This window comes from Roseobacter sp. EG26 (genome assembly GCF_049830555.1).
In the GTDB taxonomy this organism is placed as follows: Bacteria; Pseudomonadota; Alphaproteobacteria; order Rhodobacterales; family Rhodobacteraceae; genus Roseobacter.
Genome location: NZ_JBNBLH010000003.1, coordinates 98,304 through 117,960 on the forward strand (window position 1 = coordinate 98,304; position 19,657 = coordinate 117,960).

General features: G+C 57.0%; 19 protein-coding genes. 4 read left to right on the top strand and 15 right to left on the bottom strand.

Features of this window, described 5'->3' with window-relative positions:
• Positions 1 to 182: 182 nt before the first annotated feature.
• The 11 genes from ACOTTU_RS08335 to ACOTTU_RS08385 all read right to left on the bottom strand — a co-directional run bounded on the left by ACOTTU_RS08335 (position 183) and on the right by ACOTTU_RS08385 (position 10,872).
• Positions 183 to 608 carry an SRPBCC family protein gene (locus ACOTTU_RS08335; protein WP_298915563.1) on the bottom strand — a complete coding sequence of 142 codons (426 nt, stop codon included), beginning with the start codon at positions 606 to 608 and terminating at the stop codon, positions 183 to 185.
• Positions 605 to 922, bottom strand: coding sequence for an ArsR/SmtB family transcription factor (locus ACOTTU_RS08340; protein WP_425657270.1), 318 nt, complete (start codon positions 920 to 922; stop codon positions 605 to 607). The genes ACOTTU_RS08335 and ACOTTU_RS08340 overlap by 4 nt, the downstream gene beginning before the upstream one ends.
• 95 nt (positions 923 to 1,017) lie before the next feature.
• Positions 1,018 to 1,665, bottom strand: coding sequence for an RluA family pseudouridine synthase (locus ACOTTU_RS08345; RefSeq protein WP_425657272.1), 648 nt, complete (start codon positions 1,663 to 1,665; stop codon positions 1,018 to 1,020).
• Positions 1,666 to 1,757: 92 nt separating this feature from the next.
• Positions 1,758 to 4,202, bottom strand: a complete 2,445-nt coding sequence (locus ACOTTU_RS08350) for a GcvT family protein (RefSeq protein WP_425657274.1) — start codon at positions 4,200 to 4,202, stop codon at positions 1,758 to 1,760.
• Positions 4,203 to 4,213: 11 nt separating this feature from the next.
• Positions 4,214 to 5,104, bottom strand: coding sequence for a homocysteine S-methyltransferase family protein (locus ACOTTU_RS08355; RefSeq protein WP_425657275.1), 891 nt, complete (start codon positions 5,102 to 5,104; stop codon positions 4,214 to 4,216).
• Positions 5,101 to 7,554 carry a GcvT family protein gene (locus ACOTTU_RS08360; protein WP_425657277.1) on the bottom strand — a complete coding sequence of 818 codons (2,454 nt, stop codon included), beginning with the start codon at positions 7,552 to 7,554 and terminating at the stop codon, positions 5,101 to 5,103. The genes ACOTTU_RS08355 and ACOTTU_RS08360 overlap by 4 nt, the downstream gene beginning before the upstream one ends.
• A 3-nt stretch (positions 7,555 to 7,557) precedes the next feature.
• A complete protein-coding gene (locus ACOTTU_RS08365; protein ID WP_425657279.1) occupies positions 7,558 to 7,932 on the bottom strand; it encodes a GFA family protein in 375 nt (124 codons plus the stop codon).
• Entirely contained in the window at positions 7,929 to 8,552 is a 624-nt protein-coding gene (locus tag ACOTTU_RS08370; protein ID WP_425657280.1) for a LysE family translocator, read from the bottom strand. The genes ACOTTU_RS08365 and ACOTTU_RS08370 overlap by 4 nt, the downstream gene beginning before the upstream one ends.
• Position 8,553: 1 nt before the next feature.
• Positions 8,554 to 9,126 carry a helix-turn-helix domain-containing protein gene (locus ACOTTU_RS08375; RefSeq protein WP_425657282.1) on the bottom strand — a complete coding sequence of 191 codons (573 nt, stop codon included), beginning with the start codon at positions 9,124 to 9,126 and terminating at the stop codon, positions 8,554 to 8,556.
• A 110-nt stretch (positions 9,127 to 9,236) separates the two neighbouring features.
• Positions 9,237 to 9,695 carry a GAF domain-containing protein gene (locus ACOTTU_RS08380; RefSeq protein ID WP_425657284.1) on the bottom strand — a complete coding sequence of 153 codons (459 nt, stop codon included), beginning with the start codon at positions 9,693 to 9,695 and terminating at the stop codon, positions 9,237 to 9,239.
• Positions 9,696 to 9,699: 4 nt separating this feature from the next.
• On the bottom strand, positions 9,700 to 10,872 hold the full coding sequence (locus tag ACOTTU_RS08385) for a thiolase family protein (RefSeq protein ID WP_425657285.1): 1,173 nt from the start codon (positions 10,870 to 10,872) through the stop codon (positions 9,700 to 9,702).
• An 81-nt stretch (positions 10,873 to 10,953) separates the two neighbouring features.
• On the opposite strand from ACOTTU_RS08385, the gene ACOTTU_RS08390 reads away from it, so the two are divergent.
• The 3 genes from ACOTTU_RS08390 (at position 10,954) to ACOTTU_RS08400 (ending at position 13,621) form a co-directional block, all read left to right on the top strand.
• Positions 10,954 to 11,292 (top strand): STAS domain-containing protein, encoded by a 339-nt coding sequence (locus tag ACOTTU_RS08390; RefSeq protein WP_298915595.1) that lies wholly within the window; start codon positions 10,954 to 10,956, stop codon positions 11,290 to 11,292.
• A gap of 26 nt (positions 11,293 to 11,318) precedes the next feature.
• A complete protein-coding gene (locus ACOTTU_RS08395; protein WP_425657287.1) occupies positions 11,319 to 11,768 on the top strand; it encodes an ATP-binding protein in 450 nt (149 codons plus the stop codon).
• A gap of 275 nt (positions 11,769 to 12,043) precedes the next feature.
• On the top strand, positions 12,044 to 13,621 hold the full coding sequence (locus ACOTTU_RS08400; RefSeq protein ID WP_425657289.1) for a gamma-glutamyltransferase family protein: 1,578 nt from the start codon (positions 12,044 to 12,046) through the stop codon (positions 13,619 to 13,621).
• A gap of 37 nt (positions 13,622 to 13,658) precedes the next feature.
• On the opposite strand, the gene hspQ is transcribed toward ACOTTU_RS08400, so the two are convergent.
• Positions 13,659 to 13,985, bottom strand: coding sequence for a heat shock protein HspQ (gene hspQ / locus ACOTTU_RS08405; RefSeq protein WP_298915606.1), 327 nt, complete (start codon positions 13,983 to 13,985; stop codon positions 13,659 to 13,661).
• A gap of 247 nt (positions 13,986 to 14,232) precedes the next feature.
• Between hspQ and ACOTTU_RS08410 the strand changes: the two genes are divergently transcribed.
• Positions 14,233 to 14,820 (top strand): lytic transglycosylase, encoded by a 588-nt coding sequence (locus ACOTTU_RS08410; protein ID WP_298915609.1) that lies wholly within the window; start codon positions 14,233 to 14,235, stop codon positions 14,818 to 14,820.
• 6 nt (positions 14,821 to 14,826) lie between these two features.
• Here ACOTTU_RS08410 and ACOTTU_RS08415 read toward each other — a convergent pair whose 3' ends face one another.
• The 3 genes from ACOTTU_RS08415 to ACOTTU_RS08425 all read right to left on the bottom strand — a co-directional run bounded on the left by ACOTTU_RS08415 (position 14,827) and on the right by ACOTTU_RS08425 (position 19,560).
• A complete protein-coding gene (locus tag ACOTTU_RS08415; RefSeq protein WP_425657752.1) occupies positions 14,827 to 15,420 on the bottom strand; it encodes a LolA family protein in 594 nt (197 codons plus the stop codon).
• 121 nt (positions 15,421 to 15,541) lie between these two features.
• Positions 15,542 to 18,361, bottom strand: a complete 2,820-nt coding sequence (locus tag ACOTTU_RS08420; protein ID WP_425657290.1) for a DNA translocase FtsK — start codon at positions 18,359 to 18,361, stop codon at positions 15,542 to 15,544.
• 17 nt (positions 18,362 to 18,378) lie between these two features.
• Positions 18,379 to 19,560 (bottom strand): aminotransferase class I/II-fold pyridoxal phosphate-dependent enzyme, encoded by a 1,182-nt coding sequence (locus ACOTTU_RS08425; RefSeq protein ID WP_425657754.1) that lies wholly within the window; start codon positions 19,558 to 19,560, stop codon positions 18,379 to 18,381.
• Between the last annotated feature and the right edge of the window lie 97 nt (positions 19,561 to 19,657).

The window sequence follows — 19,657 nt, forward strand, 5'->3', positions numbered from 1 at the left end:
GATGTGATCAGGCGTTCCCCTTACGGGCTCGGTCGATCGACTATTGGTGGTCTCGTCTGGCGCGTGGATACGCAGAACCGATCACTGTTCCAGATGCGGGTTCGGGCGTCCTCATGACTGGCGTCCCCTGATGAACTTCGCGTTCACCAAAGGAGGCCGCCATGATGATAGCCTCGAAAGGCCTATGCAGGTACGGGTTCGTGGATCGCTTCGCGCATCTGGATGAAGTGTTTGTCCCAGCCGTTGTCGAGTGCCAGCACAAGGTCGAAAGCTTCTGCGGCGGCTGGCAAGCCAGAATGCTCCAGCGACAGTTGAGTACCTCCTGCGACTTCCGCCAAGGTCCACTTGACGAGGCTCACCGCATCGCCCATCGGCTTTACCGTGAAAGTGTACTCCAGATATTCGGGCGCGCGCGCTTCCTTGACCTCACCCCAAATGAGCAGATCCCCGGAGGTGGTGCCAAACATCTCCAGTTTTTGACCCTTCTCAAGCGTTTTCTGTGGCGCATGAAACCATTGGGCCAGCTTTTCCGGTTCGGTCAGAAATGCCCAGACCTCGGAACGTGATGCTTTGAGATAAATCGTTTTGCGCAATGTTGGTTGGGTCATTTCTTGTCCTTTTCAATGATAGTTTTGAGCGTTGAGAGGCGGTCGTCCCAGAATATGTCAAAGAACTTGAGCCAATCGACGATCGGCTCAATGCCTTTGGGGTTAATCGTGTTGATGCGTTCGCGCCCGCTTGCACGGACGGTAATGAGCCCACCGTCCGACAGCACCGTGAGGTGCTTTTTGACGGCGGCACGCGTCATGTCGAAATTTTCCGCAACTTCGGCAATTGTCAGATCACGGTGCCGCAGCAGGACGAGAATATCGCGCCGCGTCGGATCGGCCAGAGCCCGAAAAGTGGATTGTACCGGAGCCATGTATCCTCCTTTATGATACCGATTGGTATCTCTTTTATGAAACCATATGGTATCATGTCAAGTGGCAAAATTGAGATTTCAGATGACACGCAGCTTCAGAAAGGAAGAGGGGCGCGGACTTTCATGGAGCGACCGCCCTGCGGGTGATTGAATCGCAGTTCCTGGCTGTGCAGCATCAAGCGGTCGAACTCCCGGGCCGGACCGGTCGCGTAAAAGGGATCGCCCAAAATGGGGTGACCAAGGCTGAGCATGTGAACGCGTAACTGGTGACTGCGCCCGGTATGCGGCTGCAGACGCACCCGCGCTGTGGTCTGCTCATCCTTCAAAACGCGCCAATCTGTTTGGGCGGGTTTACCTGTCTCATGGCAAACCTTCTGTATTGGACGATTGGGCCAGTCGACAATCAGGGGCAGATCGACCGTACCAGACTTTTCGCCCGGCACACCCCACACACGCGCAACATAGGTCTTTTTTGTCATTCGCTTTTCGAACTGAAGACCGAGATGACGTTGGGCATAAGGGGTCAGTGCAAAAATCACGACCCCCGACGTATCGCGATCCAATCGGTGCACCAACAAAGCATCGGGGAAGACAGCCTGAACACGTGACAGCAGACAGTCGGCCAGATGTGGCCCCTTGCCGGGCACAGACAAGAGGCCCGCCGGTTTATCGACCAGCAAGACCTCGGCGTCTTCGTGCAAGATCGCAAGCGGGCCTTGCGGTGGCATGTAATCGGAGGACATGGGGTCTGCTCGCAGAACCCACGCCGATGTTCAACCCCTTGCCGGGGAGGGGAACGCTATTTGCGGCCCATCAGAAACGCATGGGTTCACCGCTAAGCTTTCACCCGCTCGGACTTAGGATCATACATGGGTCTGAGGGAGGCTTCTGCGGCAACTCTTGTGCCGGCAACGTCGATCTCATAACGCGATGCCAGCACGTCGGCGGCGGTCTCTCCAGCGCAGGGCACATAGCCAAGGCCCATGGCACCGCCCAATGTATGCCCATAAGACCCAGACGACAGGTAACCCACGATCTCGCCGTCCCGGATCACCGGTTCATTGTGATAGAGCAGCGGTTCCGGATCCGTCAGACGGAACTGGAGCAACCGGCTGGACAACCCTTCTTCTTTCTTGCGCAGAACCGCATCGCGACCGATGAAATCCGGTTTGTCTGTTTTCACCGCGAAACCCAGCCCCGCCTCCAGCACGTGGTCTTCGCAGGTGATGTCATGCCCGAAGTGCCGGAAACCCTTCTCGATCCGTGCACAATCCATCATATGCATGCCACAGAGTTTCAGGTCCATCTCCTGCCCTGCCGCGTGCAGGGTTTCAAAAGCATGAGCCGCCATATCGCTGCTCACGTAGATTTCCCAGCCAAGCTCACCAACGTAGGTCACGCGATGCACCCGCGCCTGCCCCATGCCAAGCTCAATCTCCTGTGCGGTGCCAAAAGAGTTGATCTCATTGGAAAAATCATTGGGCGAAACCGCCTGCAAGAGCTTACGTGCATTGGGTCCCATCACGGCCAGAACACCTTCGCCCGCGGTCACGTCCGTGATCACCACGTTGAAATCGCCGACATGGCGCATCATCCAGGTTTGATCCGCCAGACGTGTTGCGGCGGGCGTCACGACCAGAAAGGCCGTCTCGCTCAGGCGGGTAACGGTCACATCCGCCTCAATACCGCCGCGATGGTTCAGAAACTGCGTATAGACGATTTTGCCGACCGGCACATCATATTGACCGCCGCCAACGTAATTCATGAAAGCGGTTGCGTCGCGTCCTTCCACACGGATTTTGCCGAAGGACGACATATCGTACATGCCGACATTGTTCCGGATGGCCGCCACTTCGCGGGCAACGTTGTCAAAGAAGTTCTGCCGTTTCCAGCTGTAGCTGTAGGCCGCATCCTGACCCGGATCGGCGAACCAGTTTGCCCGTTCCCATCCTGCCAGCTCCCCCATGACAGCGCCTTTATCAAGAAGGTGCTGGTGAAACGGCGTCCGGCGCACGCCACGCGCCGTTTCCTTCTGCCGGAACGGGAAGTGATCGGCATAAAGCAGGCCAAGCGTTTCTTTCGAACGTTCAAAGAGGTAGGTCTTGTTGCCTTGAAAGGGCTGCATGCGGGAAATATCCACATCGCCCAGATCAAAGGGTTTTTCGCCATCCTGCATCCACTGCGCCAGGGCCATACCCGCCCCACCAGCCGACTGGATACCAATGGAGTTGAACCCGGCCGCCACCCAGAAATTATCCACCTCTGGCGCCAGACCCAGATGGTAGGCGTCGTCAGGCGTGAAACTCTCCGGCCCGTTGAAAAACGTATGAATGCCAGCCTCGGCCAACATCGGCAAACGCTCCACCGCCGCTTCAAGGATAGGCTCGAAATGGTCGAAATCCTCGGGCAGTTGATCGAATTCAAAATCCGCCGGAATGCCATTCATCGCCCAGGGTTTGGCATTGGGCTCAAAGGCGCCCAGCAGCATTTTGCCCGCATCTTCCTTATAATAAGCGCATTCATCCGGCACCCGCAGGACCGGCAATTGCGTCAGGCCCGGAATAGCCTCCGTCACGATGTAGAAATGCTCACAAGCATGCAGCGGCACGTTCACACCCGCCATGCGGCCTACTTCATGACCCCACATCCCACCGCAGTTCACAACCATGTCCGCTTGGATGAAACCGCTCTCACCACCCTGTTCCCAATCGACACCGGTGACACGACGCCCCTCGCGGCGAATGGATGTCACGCGCGTGCGCTCGATCACCTGCGCGCCGCCCTGACGCGCGCCCTTGGCCAAAGCCAGCGCGATATTTGCCGGATCGCCCTGCCCGTCCTTGTCCAGATAGACCGCGCCGGTGACACCCTCGATGTTCAGGTGCTCATATCGGGATTTCACCTCCTGCGCTGAAATCTCTTCGACATCCACGCCAAAAGCGCGCGCCATGGCCGCCTGTCGCAAAATTTCCTCGCGCCGCTCGTCTGTCAGCGCGACGGTGATAGATCCGCACCGTTTGAAGCCTGTGGCCACCCCAGTTTCTTCCTCAAGATTGCCGTAGAGTTCTTGGGAGTATTTCGCCAATTTGGTCATATTGGCGGTTGCCCGAAGCTGCGCGATCAACCCGGCAGCATGCCATGTCGTACCGGACGTCAGTTGCTTGCGCTCCAGCAAGACCACATCTTTCCAGCCCAGTTTGGTAAGGTGATAGGCGACGGAGCAGCCGATAACGCCACCCCCAATGATGACAACACGCGCGTGCGACGGAGGCAAAGCCATGAATAGTTTCCCTAGATGATTGTGTGACCGGCAGCTTGCAGCCGCCTGGCAATTTCGGCGATGTGATCGGGGCTGACTTCGCAACAGCCCCCGACAATTGTTGCGCCAAGCCCCACCCATTCCATGACGTAACCGGCATAGGCGCGCGGCCCCATGTCACGGCGGGCTTTGAGCGCGTCGACGGTTGGTTTTTCTTTCAGAAAATCCTCGGTGATGAGTTCGAACGCATTGGCATAGCCGCCGAAAGGCAGGCCCAGATCAGCGATGATCGGAAGGCCCTGCGTGACTGCTTCGGGGGCAGAGCAATTGATCAACACCGCATCGGCGCCACGTGCAATCTCCAACACCTCCGCCAGCGGTTCACCTGACCGCAGGCGCGTGCCGTCAGTGTCCGAGACCGTCAAGGACAACCAAACCGGTCGATCCGTCCGGCGCGCGGCCTTCAGCCCGTCGCGCGCGTGCGCAACAGAGGCCACGGTTTCGAAAATCAGAAAATCGCACTGCGGCGCCAGTGTTTGCACCACCTCTCCGAACAAGGCAACGGCCACATCCGATGCGGGGTGCAGATCAGGGCGGTAGCTGGCGCGCAATGGTCCGATGGCCCCTGCGATCCTGCCGGACCCATGAGCGGCTTGGGCCGCTTTCGCTTCCGCAAGGGCTGCTGCATGCAGGCGCTCAAACTGCCCGGCAACCTCGGCGTCTTCCAGGCGGTCCCGGTGGATGGCATAGGTGTTTGTGGTGGCAATCGTTGCACCCGCGGCAAAGAAATCCGCATGTACGCCCTGCACCATACCCGGATGATCCATCATCACTTGGGTCGACCATAATGGCGTCGGCCGATCCCCTGCACGGTGGATCAGCTCCTGTCCCATACCGCCATCAAGAAGCGTGATTTGGGTCACGCCCGGATTCTTTCGTTTTCAGGGTCCCACAGCGGTTGATCCGGTTGCACAGTGGCTTTGCACCGCTTGCCGTAGATTTCCACTTCAACCTCGGTGCCCGGTTCTGTCAGGTCCTTGCGCAACATGCCAAGGGCCACAGATTTGTTGATCCGATACCCCCAGTCACCGGAGGTGGTCTCACCCACAACCTCGCCGTTATGGAAAAGCGGCGACATATAGGGCGCGTCCTGTTCCGGCGCGTCAACGATCAGGGTGACAAATTGCTTTTTCGATCCCTGCTGCTTTTCGTTGAGCAGAGCCGCCTTGCCGGGGAAATCCTGTGGTTTCTCGAAGCGAATGAAACGCTCCATGCCCCCTTCGAGCAAAGAGTAATCGGTGGAAAGATCGCCTTTCCAGGTGCGATAACCTTTCTCGATCCGCATGGAATTCAACGCGTACATGCCAAAGGGCACAGCACCCGCCTCGCTCAACGCGGCATAAGCGGCCGGGCTGTCGTCAAACGCGGTGTGTACCTCCCAGCCGAGTTCGCCCGCAAAACTGATCCGCATGAGTTTTGCGGCTTTGCCTGCAACGGTGGCGTCCTGAAGGGTCAACCAGCCTGTCGAAAGATCGGCCCCTTCGGTAACGCTGGCCAGCATCTCGCGTGATTTCGGGCCAGTCAGCAGGAGGGTGGACCACTGCTTGGTGATATCCGTCAGGGTCAGTGATCCATCAGCAGGCAGCGCTTTTTGCAGGAACTCGAAGTCATGCCATTGCGCCACGGCAGCGGTCATCAGCCAGAAATCATCCTCCCCCCAACGGATGATGGTGACCTCGGTGACGATCTTTCCGCGACTATCGGTGAAATAACCCAGGTTCATCCGGCCCGCCTTGGGCAGCGCCCCGGCAATCTGACCGCGCAGCCATTCCGCAGCACCCTCGCCACTGAGCGTGTAGCGCGAAAATCCCACCATATCGAGCACGCCGGCGTTGTCGCGCACCGCTTCGACCTCTTCCTTGACGCGCTGTGTCCACGGTCCCTGACGGTCCCATGTATGGGTCGCCTCTTCGGAGGTGTCGTCACCTTCCTTGGCAAACCAGTTGGCTCGCTCCCAGCCGTTATAGGCGCCCATCTGAGCACCAGCAGCGATCAACGCGTCGTGGTTCGGGGAATGCTTCTTGTTGCGCCCGGCGGGCCATTCGTGATGCGGGAAATGCATCGCGTATTCGTGGCCATAGGTTTCCAGCGCTTTCGACAGGCAATAGTCGTGATCGGCGTAATCGGTATAGCGGCGCGGATCGACGGCCCACATATCCAGCTCGGTCTCGCCATGCATGATCCATTCGCTGAGGCACTTACCCGCACCGCCGCCCTGCGCGATCCCGAAGGTGAAGGAATGCCCTTCGAAAGCATTTTTCACGCCCGGCATCGGGCCAATCATCGGCAGACCGTCAGGCGCGTATGGAATGGGCCCGTTGATGTTGCGCCCGACACCGGACGTGCCCAGAAGCGGCATCCGTTCCATCGCATCTTCGATGTAGAACTCCAACCGCTCCAGATCATCGGGATATAGCTGGAACGAGAAATCTTCGGGCATCGGATCGTCGGGCGTCACCCAATGCGCTTTGCAATTGCGCTCATAAGGCCCGAGGTTCAGACCGGTTTTTTCCTGGCGCAGATAATAGCTTATGTCCACATCGCGGATCATCGGCACCTTGCGCCCGTGCTCCTTGGTCCAGGCTTCCAGTTCCGCAATTGGTTCGGTCAGGAAGTACTGGTGGGACATGACCACCATGGGCACCGTGCGGCCACCGAATGGCTTGAACATCTCACCGACGCGCTGCGCATAATAGCCCGCACAGTTGGCGACATATTCACAGCGGATGTCACCTTTTTCCGTTTTAACGATCCACTCGTCACCATCGCGCTCAATACCAACGACCGGACAGAACCGCTCGATCCGCCCGCCCGCTTCCCGTGCGCCTTTGGCCAGAGCTTGCGTCAACTGCGCAGGGTCAATGTCGCCATCCAGCGGATCCCAGAGGCCGCCCGCCAGATCATGTGTCTCGATGAAAGGGTTATGCTCCTTCAGTTCATCGGGCGTGCAGATGTCCATTGTCAGGCCCTGATAGCGCCCCATCGAGGCGACCTTCTCGAATTCCTGCATACGTTCCTTGTTATGCGCCAGACGGATCGCGCCGGTGACGTGATAGTTCATCGGATAACCGACATCATCACCCAGCGTCCGGTACATGGATGCGGAATAGCGCTGCATGTTCATCACGGCCCAGGACCCGGCAAAGTTCGGCACGTTGCCCGCCGCATGCCAGGTCGATCCCGCCGTCAGTTCGTTTTTCTCCAGCAGAACGCAGTCTTTCCAGCCCGCTTTCGCCAGATGGTACAGGGTCGAGGTGCCGACCACCCCGCCGCCGATGATGACCACCCGGGCCGTCGTTGGAAATTCTGCCATGATCTAGGTCTCCCTTTGCGGCTCTTCGGCCGAGATTGCGTAGTAATCGCCCTTGTCGGCGGTATGGATGTGGCCGCGCAAGCGAAGCCCGGTCGGCCCGTCAATTGAGCCGGTTGAAAAACAGATAAACGGATCGTCCTCGTGATCCCAGAAGAGCGCCGAGCCGCATGTCGGACAAAATCCGCGCCGTGCTTTGTCAGAAGACTGGAACCAGCGCACCTCTCCAGCAATCTCGAGGGCTCCGTCGTCGACATAGGAGGATGCCCAGACGTGGCCTGACTGTTTGCGGCACTGATTACAGTGGCAGGCCGCAGGCGCTCCGGGCGTTCCCCGCGCCACATAGGTGACTGCACCGCACAGGCAGCTTCCTTTGATCACGACGCCCTCCCCGGGGTCGAGGCAGCCCCCAGCAACACCCCGTAGATCACGAAACAGGCACCCATTACCCGGCGCACCCAGACATTGAAAACCGCCCCCAATGCGGCACGAGCAATTCCTGCGCCCAGCGCTGTAAAGCCGATATAGCTCAGCGCAGTCAGCGTGAGCGCCGTTGGGACGATCACACCCATTTGCTGCCAGATGGGCACATCCGGCTGCACAAATTGCGAGAATACCGCCAGATATCCCGCCACGCTCTTTGGATTGATCGTGGCGATGGCCAAAGCGCGGAAATAAATCGAGGACGCCGGGCGCGTGTCGACCTTCACGGGTTTGGCTGCATTCATCCAGCCGCGTATTCCAAGGAAAATCAGGAAAGCCGCGCCAATGATCTTGGCGACGAAGAAAGCCTGTGGTGATGCCGCGATAAGTGCTGTCACGCCCAGGGCTGAGAGCAGTAGGAACAATGTTGCCTGCGTCAGAATCGCCAAAACCCCGATCAGAGAGCGTTTGAAGCCGATGGTCATGCCGTTTGTTATGCAGTTGACCGCGTTGGGTCCGGGCGTCGTCACGAAGACTGCCCAGAAAACCGTGAATATGATCCAGCCCTCAAAGCTCATGTCAATAAACCGGTGGCGCAATGACCCAGATCGCAACGGCCGGATCAGGGTAAGGGTTGGCCCAGCGGAAGGCCTCTCCGCGAATGCGGAAGCTGTCACCGGGATTGATTGTGTGGGTCACCCCCAGAATTTCGATATCGAGCCTGCCGGATACCAGATATCCCACTTCCTGCGTGGGTCGCGTGACGGTTTCGGTGATCTTGCTGCCCGGCTGAAACGTCGAATGCACCATCTCGAAATCATCGGTCAGATCGGGCGACAGCAACTCTTCGACCAGCCCCGCAATATTCGAGCCGATGGTGCGTCGGGCAGTTTTGCGCACAATGTATCCCACCTCTCCGGCGGGTGACGCTGCATGGCGAAAAAGGATGGAAACGGAGACATCCAGTGCTTTGGCGATGTCACGCAGATCGGTGATGGAGGGGTCGGATTTGTCGCGCTCGACCTGGCTCAACCACCCAACCGAACGCCCCAGCCTTTCAGCGAGTTCCGAGAGCGTCATCCCACGGGTTTTGCGAAGCGCGCGCAGGTCGGCACCAAGCGTATCTGAAGGAGTGGGCAAGTCGTGGCGCATTGATGCTTCGTGAAAAAATAGATGATTTGTTCACGTTAACGATTCTTGTGAAAAAATCCAGTGAATTTTCACCGTATACCGTGGTCTACGGAAAAAATTCGCCAGCCGGTTCATTCCGCAGCGGTAAAAACCATCCGCAAGATTCGGGCCAATGCTTGTGCATCTTTTTCGTCGAAGGCATCCGGCTGGTCACTATCAAGATCAAACACTCCAATCAGATCACCAGCCCTGTTCCAAACCGGTAAAACAAGTTCCGAGCGCGTGGAACTGGCGCAGGCAATATGGTCGGGAAAGGCATCGACGTCTCGAACCAGCTGCACTTCGCCCGTTCGGGCGGCAGCCCCGCAGACACCCCGTGAAAACGGGATGACCAGACAGCCATGCCCGCCCTGATAGGGACCGATTTTCAGCACTTCGGGTTCTGTGACACGGTAAAAGCCGGTCCAATCAAATCGGTCATCGGCGCGATGCACCTCGCAGGCTACAGTCGCCATCAAAGCAACAGTATCTGTTTCCCCGCCCGTCAGGGATTCGATGGCTTTTGTGAGCGCTTCATAGTCGACCTTCAAGGCATCAGTCTCTCTCAATAGCAATGGCAGTTCCTTCGCCACCGCCGATACATATGGCTGCAACACCCCGCTTCAACCCGCGCTTTTCCAACGCATTCAACAAGGCAACCATGATGCGTGCCCCTGAGGCACCGATGGGATGTCCCAGAGCACAAGCACCACCGTTGACATTCACGATCTCACGATCCAGCGCCATTTCCCGCATGAAGGCCAAGGGCACAACGGCAAAGGCTTCGTTGACTTCCCATAAATCTACGCTGTCCTTGGGCCACCCCAAACGGTCAAGGAGCTTTTGGGCCGCAGGAACTGGCGCTGTCGTAAAAAGCCCCGGTGCCTGAGCGTGGCTGGCGTGCCCCAGTATGCGGGCACGAATATTGAGGCCCTGCGCCTGCGCCGCGTCTGCTGACGCAAGCACCAGTGCAGCAGCCCCATCGGAAATTGACGACGAATTTGCCGCTGTGACCGTGCCGCCCTTCCGGAACGCTGGCTTCAAATGAGGGATTTTCTCTGGCCGGGCGGAGGCAGGTTGCTCATCCGCAGATACGGTGACGCTTCCCTTGCGCGACGTGACGGAGACAGGGGTGATCTCGCCGTCAAAAGCACCGCTCGACTGCGCATCGAGCGCCCGCGACAAGGAACTGAGCGCATATTCATCCTGAACGCTGCGGGTGAACTGATACGTCTCGGCACAATCCTCTGCAAATGTTCCCATCAGGCGACCCTTGTCATACGCGTCCTCAAGCCCATCCAGGAACATGTGGTCAATCACCTGCCCATGTCCGATGCGCGCGCCGGCACGCATCTTGGGCAGTAGATAAGGCGCATTGGTCATGCTCTCCATCCCGCCAGCGACCATGACACCTGCCCGGCCCAGCGCGATCTGATCGAAGGCGATCATAGCGGCTTTCATACCCGACCCGCACATTTTGTTCAGGGTGGTCGCCGGGACATCTTCGCCGAGACCTGCTTTGAAACCCGCTTGCCGGGCAGGGGCCTGCCCCTGACCCGCAGGTAAGACGCATCCCATGAGCACTTCCTCAACTTGCGCAGCACCCGCCCCATCGATCGCCGCCTTGATCGCAGCACCTCCCAATTCGGACGCTTCCAAACTGGCGAATTCGCCTTGGAACCCCCCCATAGGTGTCCTTGCTGCTCCTGAAATCACGACATCGCGCATCGGGTGGCCTCCCTGCTGGGCTAAATGGAATAGTAAGATTTGCCCTTTAAAGAGCGAAGATCCAGAACTTCGGGGTATATAATGCAACTCTCGACCAAAACAGAAGATCAGTTGCGCATTGTTTCTGTTCAGGAACCGCGCATTGATGCGGCCGTCGCAATTGAATTCAAGGATGCCATGCGCGCTGAAACAGATGGTGGCTCGGAAATCGTGGTGCTTGATCTCAGCGAAGTGCAATTCATCGATTCAAGCGGGCTGGGGGCGATTGTCGCCGCAATGAAAAATCTTGGCGCCGAGCGCAGAATGGCACTGGCCGGTCTGACGCCGACGGTGGAACGGGTGTTCAAGCTGACCCGAATGGATACTGTTTTCAGCGTATTCTCTACAGTTGATGGTGCACTCAAAGAACTGCGCAATTGATCACGGGCACGAAAAGGACCAATCTCATGGCCGTTGCCTTGCTGCCTCCGTTTGAAATCTCAGTACAAAGCAGCGATATGGCTGTGCGCGATGCGCTCGCTCAAATTTTGACGGAATTGGGTCCACTGGAGCTAAGCGTCGAAGAAGCGGGGACCATTGAACTGGTGTTGGCAGAGGTGCTCAACAATATTGTCGAACATGCCTATCCAGAGCCGGACACCTCCGGTGACATCCATATTTACTGCAGCCATCGGTCAGACGGGCTTCATCTGAAAATCACGGATCAAGGGGCTGCCATGCCCGATGGCGCGGCCCCATTGGGCAAGCAAGCTTCTCTGGATGTCGACCTGATGGATTTACCCGAAGGCGGATTCGGCTGGTTCCTGATTCAGGACCTCGCCAAGGATGTCGATTACAACCGCGTTGAAAACGAGAACCAGTTGACGATACGGATCGCCGTTGCACTCTCTTCCTGACAGAGGTCCTTAAGGTTTCAAGAACCAAGCCTTAATTCTTCCGTAATCTTCCCCCAAAGCGCCGCGTTGAGATCATATTGCCGCCTTGTTCACTGGGCATTCTCTGTCTTGTAGCTGCATATAGCTTCCCTCGGCGCTGCGCGTAATAGCCCCCACCCAGTGCGCGGCGTCGAGGAACTTACCTTCCCCATCATCAGTAACCGTTCCGCGATCAGGATGGACATCGCCACCTGCGCCGTTAACTTGCGACCGAACCTTCACAACTGGGGCAGAAGATGCGCGATTTTCACTTTCCGGGCCGGTCGCCCGTATTTGCACTCAACGGTATGTGCGCAACATCGCATCCACTCGGCGCAAAGACCGCCGTGGACATCCTCGAAAAAGGTGGCAATGCGATGGATGCGGCAATTGCAGGTGCCATTGTGCTGGGGATATGCGAACCGCAGATGACCGGAATCGGCGGTGACTGCTTTGTCCTTTGGCAAGATGGTGACGGAAGCGAAGTCAAAGCGCTCAATGGATCGGGACGCGCACCAACAGCACTTGATGCCGCAGTTCTGAGAGATCAGGGTGACAGCACGGTCCCAATCCAAAGCCCCCACTCCGTGACCATCCCCGGTGCTGTGGATGCATTTTGTTTCCTGTCCGAAAACTACGGAAAAATTGGCCTTTCCGACATACTTGCACCTGCGATAGCGGCCGCGGAAAACGGCGTACCTGTCGCTTCTCGCGTGGCTTTTGACTGGAAGCGCGATGCGGCAGTCCTGCAAGAGACTGCCCGACAGTTCTATCTGATTGACGGGAAAATCCCTGAAATCGGTCAGGTTTTCCGCGCCCCCAATCAAGCCGCAGTACTGAGGCGCATCGCCTCGGAGGGTCGCGACGCATTTTATTCTGGGGAAATCGCCGAAGATATGGTGAACACTCTGAACAGGCTTGGTGGGCGGCATACAATGGACGATTTCGCCGATGTCGCGGCGACCCCCACAACACCGGTTTCAGGCACATACCGGGATATCGACATCGTTGAACACCCACCAAACGGCCATGGCGCTACAGCCTTGCTGATGATGAATATCCTTGCCCAATTCGACATTGCGAGCATGGAACCCCTTGGCACGTTGCGCACCCACGTCGAAGCCGAAGCGGCCAAGCTCGCCTACGATACGCGTAACAGATTTCTGGCGGATGCCGATTTCATGACCCGGTTGGATCACATGCTGAGTATGGAAACCGCCAGGAAACTGGCGGCTCTGATTGACCCCCGGAAAGCGATGCCGAATGCCACCTCAATTTCGGAAAACGTGCACAAGGACACCATCTATATCACAACGGTGGATCGTGACGGCATGTCGGTGTCTCTCATTTATTCGATATTCAACGGTTTTGGGTCGGGTATTGCTTCAGACAAATTTGGCATATTGCTGCAAAATCGCGGCTCTGGGTTCACGCTGGAACAGGGCCACCCCAACGAATTGAAGGGCGGCAAGCGGCCCATGCACACCATCATCCCGGGCATGGTGCGCAAAAACGGCAAGGTGATCATGCCGTTTGGCGTGATGGGCGGAGCTTATCAACCGAATGGACACGCTCGTTTTGCCTCTAACCTCGTTGACTTTGGTATGGACCCACAGACGGCCATTGATCTCCCGCGCGCCTTTTCAGATGCCGGTTCGATGAAGGTAGAACGTGGATATTCAGATCACGTTCGACAGGAACTCAGCGATATCGGGCACAACGTCAGCATCCCCGAAACGCCGATTGGGGGCGCGCAGGCGATCCGCATTCGTGATGACGGAATTCTTGAGGGTGCGAGTGACCCGCGGAAAGACGGATGCGCTTTAGGTTATTGAAAACAGGACCTTGAGTAAGTTCTGCGTCGATAACCTGTCAGTTCAGCTGGAAATGCAAAGGGTAGGATCCGTCCTGGAACGGGCCAAACAAATCCGGAATATCCGGGTGATCGACCGGCTCGCCTGAGTAGTCCGCTATCAGGTTTTGCTCGGACACATAGGCGACGTAGTAGCTTTGGTCATTTTCTGCCAACAAATGATAATATGGTTGTTCTTTGACCGGGCGGCTCTCTTCGGGGATCGCCTCATACCATTCTTCGGTATTCGCAAACTCTGGATCAACGTCAAAAATCACCCCGCGAAAGGGGTGTTTCTTATGTCGGACGACCTGTCCGAGATGATATTTTGCACGCGTTCGTAACATTACCAACCAGCCCCCTACCGTTCAATTTTACACGCTTCAAGAGGTATTTGTCCAATCACAGCCACCTTTGGAGGGGAAACAGACTGTGATCACCCCACTGACAGTATGAAAAACCTCTCTTTACTCACTTTGGAGCGTATTTGCAGGGTCTACAAAGTAAGCTTCTGCGAAAAACATGTATAATTCGTGATTTCCCAACAGACGAATTTCGGTTAAACTAACGAAAAATAAAAGAAGCGAGAGGCAGATGAGCAGAAGTCTTCGCGCTATGATTCTTGTATTGCTGGTGGCCTCCTGTGGAGGCGGCCAAGGCAGCGCGCCGCGTCATCTTGATGATGCGTGCAAGATCGTGCAACAGCGCCCCGAATACATCAAAGCGTTCCGGAAAACGGAAAAGAAATGGGGCGTGCCGGTGCATGTCCAAATGGCGACGATCCATCAGGAAAGCAAATTCATCTCCAATGCGCGTACCCCGCATAAATACGCGCTGGGGATCATTCCGATGGGCCGTCAGTCAAGCGCCTATGGTTATGCGCAGGCGTTGGACGGCACTTGGGACGACTACAAACGCGCAACCGGCAAGCGATTTGCGAAACGGGACCGGATCAAAGACGCCTCAGATTTCATGGGATGGTACATGGTCAACAGCCGGTCAAAGAACGGCATCCCCCTGACGGATACGCGTAACCAGTACCTTGCCTATCATGAAGGTCACACCGGGTACGCGCGTGGTAGCTACAACCGCAAATCCTGGCTCTTGCAGGTCGCCAACAAGGTCGATGCCCGCGCGGACACCTATCAGGCGCAATTGGCGACATGTAATCTGCGGCGATAACCGAGTTTAGCGATCCCGGTTTCGCAATGCGCGGCCGGGATCGAACAGGCTGTTTTTCAAAGGAACGCCTGCTTCGAAAGCACCCAATATAACCGTCGTCTGGCCGCCATTGGCATCGTTGATGATCCATTGCCGCAGCTCCACCGGATTTTCGGTAAAGCTCATCTGAATGGTTCCGTAGTCCGGGTTATCAGGATCCTGCGCGGTCACAATCGTGGCTGTGCCATCGTATGTGTGTCCAGTGACCATCCTCGCCCGGCTTAAATTCACATTTCGGGCCAATATCAGCGACAGTGGTGTCTTGCTTAGCGGATAGGTCTCAGGAGGCTGGTTGGATTTTTTGTCAATGATCACGACTGCATTGGCGTCAGCAAGCACCAAAGCCTGTTCCGGTGGATCATATTCAAACCGCATTTTTCCCGGTCGTTTGATGTAAAGCTGACCGCTGCTGATCGTCCCGTCACCATTGATTTGCGTAAAGGCGCCTTGGGCGGTTTTCAAATTGTTGAGATAGTTGGAAATCTCATTCAGTGACAGTTGATCCGCGGCAGCTGGCAAGGCCAGACAGGCGATCAGAACGGCGGCAATCAAACGTTTCATCCAAAGCTCCTTGAGCAATCGTATTCTGGACATCAGTTAAGTACGAAGGCCTTGTTATGCGATATCAGCGGTCAGAATGATCGTCATTCCGCCACTGAATCCCAAGGTAACGCTCAAAAGCCTATTGTTGTTCCGGAACAAGTATCTCACGTTTGCCGACATGGTTGGCAGCGGACACCAATCCCTGCTCTTCCATTTGCTCCACCAGACGCGCGGCTTTGTTGTAGCCGATAGCCAGTTTACGCTGGATATAGCTGGTCGAACACTTGCGGTCCCGGATCACAACCTGCACCGCTGAATCGTAGAGAGCGTCTTCGCCATCGGTATTTCCGCCCAAGCCAAGAACAGCATCTATATCACTTTCCTTGTCCTCCGACGGCCCCTCGACAACACCGTTGATGTAATCGGGCTCTCCATATGCCTTGAGGTGATTGACGATTTCCTCAACCTCTTCGTCAGATACAAAAGGACCATGACACCGGGTGATCTTTGCGCCACCTGCCATGTAGAGCATGTCCCCCATGCCCAGAAGTTGTTCGGCCCCCATTTCACCCAGGATCGTGCGGCTGTCGATTTTCGATGTCACCTGGAACGAAATACGCGTCGGGAAATTTGCCTTGATGGTGCCGGTAATGACATCTACCGACGGGCGCTGCGTGGCCATGATCAGGTGAATACCGGAAGCCCGCGCCATCTGTGCAAGGCGTTGAATACAGGCTTCGATCTCCTTGCCCGCCACCATCATCAGGTCAGCCATCTCATCAACGATCACGACGATATAGGGAAGTGCTTCGGGTGTGTTCTCTTCAGTCTCGAACACGGGTTCACCCGTCTCCTCGTCAAATCCGGTTTGGACCGTGCGGGTAAAAAGCTCCCCCTTGGACAAGGCTTCACGCACCCGACTGTTGTAACCCTCGATATTGCGTACGCCCATCTTGGACATCTTGCGATACCGTTCTTCCATCTCGCCGACGACCCATTTCAGCGCCACAACAGCCTTTTTAGGGTCGGTTACGACAGGCGACAGCAAATGTGGAATACCGTCATAGACGCTGAGTTCCAGCATCTTCGGGTCGATCATGATCATTCTGCATTCTTCGGGCGTCAGTTTGTAAAGCAGCGACAGGATCATCGTATTGATTGCGACAGATTTACCCGAACCCGTTGTCCCCGCGATCAAAAGGTGGGGCATCTTGGCAAGGTTCGCCACGACCGGATCGCCGCCGATATCCTTGCCCAAAGCCAGCGGCAGACGCATGTTGCTGTCGCCAAAATCGCGACCTGCTAGAATCTCGCGCAACACGACTTTCTCGCGGCTCTCGTTGGGTAATTCGATACCGATGACAGAGCGGCCAGGGACGGTAGACACGCGCGCGGAAAGTGCCGCCATGGAACGTGCGATATCATCTGCCAATCCGATCACCCGCGACGCCTTAAGACCGGGCGCGGGTTCGAGTTCGTACATGGTGACCACGGGACCGGGGCGCACCGCGACGATTTCCCCCTTCACGCCATAGTCATCCAGAACGGATTCCAGCATCCGCGCATTTTCTTCCAGCGCTTCGTCGCTCAGGTGCAGCCGTTGCACGTTGACCGGATTTTCCAACAGGCTGAGCGGCGGCAATTCGAAGCCCGGATGCGTATCCTCAAAGGACAGCTTCGGTTGCGCTTCGGCCTTGGCACGGGTCGAAGGTTGTACCGGTTTGCGGTTCAGTTGCTGGATGACCCGACGTGGCTCTGCCGCCGGAATTACGGGTGCCTCAACGTCAGCGACCTCGAAATCCTGCTCCAATATGTCAAGCTCATCTGGGAGCGGAGGAATAGACGCTGGTTTGGAGGCCGTCAAAGGTGGTTCGGCCCGCGCGCCAGAAGTATCAAGAACCAAAGCATCCGGGCCCCGGCCACGCCCTTTGGTCAACGGGGCCGTTGCAGGAACATGAACCGCGTTACTGGTCCGGGCGCGCGATTTGATCACATCAGCGATACGGGCCTTGATCCGCTCTTCACCCGGTGCATCCTCATAATCAACTTCAGCGTCATATTCGATCAATTCAGGCTCAGGCATTTTTTCCGGACGTTTGACCAAACCCGGTAAACGGGACAGCAACCCCTGTCTTGTTTCCTCCGGATCTTCCTGGAACTTCGGAACCGCCAGTACAGGTGCAACTTCGGTGTGGATGGTCGTGTCCGCGATTTCCTGCGCTGCCGCCGCGCGCGCCTCCTTCGCCTGTGCACGACGTTCGGCGTGACGCGCTGACATGTTTTGGGCGGTATTGAGCGCCCCACTGGCACCACGCCCCAGCACGGCCATGATCCCGGCGTAGATCACGATCAGACCTACCAGCAGGAAACGACCAATCCGGGTCAATTCAGGCTTGGTAAAGCCCGTGACAAAGGCCCCAATCGCAAGAATGCCAATTGCCATCAGCAGCGACATCAGCTTGACCGTAAAGGTCGAACCAATAGGGAGCAAGGTCAGCAAAGCACCCATGACAGTGTCACCAAAGAGGCCTCCCAGCCCAAAGCTGTGAGTGTCCAGCCAGTTTCCATCCGGTGTCAGAGTTGCCGCGTAGATGGCACCAAGCACAATCGCGATAGGGGCAAAGATCAGACGACCTATGGCGCGATCAGCCCCCTGATGCAGCGCGAACCGTAAACCCCAGGCAACCAGCACAATACCAATGCCCCAGGCTCCCCAGCCAACAATCATGAAAAGTGGCGCCGCCAATGAAGCACCTGTCCGCCCGAGCCAGTTCTGCACCGGCGCATCAGTGGACACCATCCAATTGGGATCATCCGGCGTGTAAGACGCAATCATCGCACAGGCCATACACCCCAGCGCGATCAATACGAGGCCAAACAATTCCTTGCCGCGCCTTTCCACTGCTGCTGCCATATTGCTGTCCAGCAGCGGATCGCGTCCTCGTGTTTGATATGCCATTTTACGATCCCTCATTTTTATTGCGGATAGAGGCAATCGCGGATCAGTTCGATCCCACGCGCCGTTTCCGCTTTTGGAGCCACCATCGCGGCTCTTATGTAGCCTTGGCCGGGGTTCACCCCGTTGTAGTCCTGCGCCAGATAGCCGCCCGGCAGCACCCGCACACCGGTTTCCCGCCAGAGCTTGACCGCTGCCGCCTCGTCATTCTCAACCGGCAGCCACAGGAAAAACCCGGCATCGGGGCTAGCGTACCCCGGCACATTGCCGAGCATCCGGTCCGCCAATTCGTATTTCTCGACATAAAGACGGCGGTTCTCGATCACGTGGGCTTCATCATTCCAGACCGCTGCGGCGGCCGCTTGCAACGGCAGCGGCAGGGGTGCGCCTGCGTAGTTGCGCAGTTGTTTGATTTCACGAATGTTTTCCGCGCCACTTGCCACAAACCCCGACCGCAGGCCGGGCAGGTTTGATCGTTTTGACAAGGAATGGAAGATGACCACGCGGTTGAGATCGGTGCCCATTTCCTGCGCCACTTGTAGCGCGCCTACGGGCGGCGTATCGCGGTAAATCTCGGAATAGCACTCGTCTGCAAAGATTTTGAAGTCGTATTTCTCCGCAAGATTGATCAGGTCACGCCAATATTCCCGGCTCGCAACCGCCCCTTGCGGATTCGCTGGCGAACAAATGTAGGCGGCCGTGGCGCAGTTCAGGACATCTTCGGAGAGCCCCGCAAATTCCGGCAAATGGCCGGTCTCAACCGTCGCCGGCACCATGATCGGGTCCGCCGTCGCGGAAAGCGCCGCGATCATGTAAACTTGGTAGAATGGGTTCGGCATCAGGATTGCCGGTTTTTGCCCACCTTTTGTCTCCGGGCAAAGCGCCATGACAGCGTTATAAAGCCCCTCGCGCGTCCCGTTCAGGGCCATAACCTGCGTGTCCGCATTGACCGGCACACCATACCGCCGTTTCACGAAATCAGCGATGGCCTGACGCAGCTCAGGCGATCCGTCATTTGGCGGGTAGCTGTTGAACCCGGCAGCATTTTCAGAAATCACATCCGTAACCCAGGCCGGAAACGCATGTTTCGGCTCGCCTATGGTCATGTGGATGGCCGGGCCACCTCCTTCGGACACGTCCAACAGGGCGCGCAAGCGCGGCCATGCATGTGCCGGAAGGTTCGAAAACCGCTCAGGATACACCATTAAAACTGCCTCAGCTCGGGATCATTAACGTCCCGTTTGCCCCAAAGTACCGAAGGCAGCTCCCTGCGTCCACAAAAACGCGCAGCTTTCTGAG

What these genes read in the sequence shown, in the direction of transcription:
- ACOTTU_RS08360 (WP_425657277.1), bottom strand. Translation starts at nt 7,554, where the DNA reads ATGGCAGAATTTCCAACGACGGCCCGGGTGGTCATCATCGGCGGCGGG.
- ACOTTU_RS08385 (WP_425657285.1), bottom strand. Translation starts at nt 10,872, where the DNA reads ATGCGCGATGTCGTGATTTCAGGAGCAGCAAGGACACCTATGGGGGGG.
- ACOTTU_RS08350 (WP_425657274.1), bottom strand. Translation starts at nt 4,202, where the DNA reads ATGGCTTTGCCTCCGTCGCACGCGCGTGTTGTCATCATTGGGGGTGGC.
- ACOTTU_RS08390 (WP_298915595.1), top strand. Translation starts at nt 10,954, where the DNA reads ATGCAACTCTCGACCAAAACAGAAGATCAGTTGCGCATTGTTTCTGTT.
- ACOTTU_RS08370 (WP_425657280.1), bottom strand. Translation starts at nt 8,552, where the DNA reads ATGAGCTTTGAGGGCTGGATCATATTCACGGTTTTCTGGGCAGTCTTC.
- ACOTTU_RS08340 (WP_425657270.1), bottom strand. Translation starts at nt 922, where the DNA reads ATGGCTCCGGTACAATCCACTTTTCGGGCTCTGGCCGATCCGACGCGG.
- ACOTTU_RS08375 (WP_425657282.1), bottom strand. Translation starts at nt 9,126, where the DNA reads ATGCGCCACGACTTGCCCACTCCTTCAGATACGCTTGGTGCCGACCTG.
- ACOTTU_RS08400 (WP_425657289.1), top strand. Translation starts at nt 12,044, where the DNA reads ATGCGCGATTTTCACTTTCCGGGCCGGTCGCCCGTATTTGCACTCAAC.
- hspQ (WP_298915606.1), bottom strand. Translation starts at nt 13,985, where the DNA reads ATGTTACGAACGCGTGCAAAATATCATCTCGGACAGGTCGTCCGACAT.
- ACOTTU_RS08415 (WP_425657752.1), bottom strand. Translation starts at nt 15,420, where the DNA reads ATGAAACGTTTGATTGCCGCCGTTCTGATCGCCTGTCTGGCCTTGCCA.
- ACOTTU_RS08345 (WP_425657272.1), bottom strand. Translation starts at nt 1,665, where the DNA reads ATGTCCTCCGATTACATGCCACCGCAAGGCCCGCTTGCGATCTTGCAC.
- ACOTTU_RS08395 (WP_425657287.1), top strand. Translation starts at nt 11,319, where the DNA reads ATGGCCGTTGCCTTGCTGCCTCCGTTTGAAATCTCAGTACAAAGCAGC.
- ACOTTU_RS08335 (WP_298915563.1), bottom strand. Translation starts at nt 608, where the DNA reads ATGACCCAACCAACATTGCGCAAAACGATTTATCTCAAAGCATCACGT.
- ACOTTU_RS08420 (WP_425657290.1), bottom strand. Translation starts at nt 18,361, where the DNA reads ATGGCATATCAAACACGAGGACGCGATCCGCTGCTGGACAGCAATATG.
- ACOTTU_RS08410 (WP_298915609.1), top strand. Translation starts at nt 14,233, where the DNA reads ATGAGCAGAAGTCTTCGCGCTATGATTCTTGTATTGCTGGTGGCCTCC.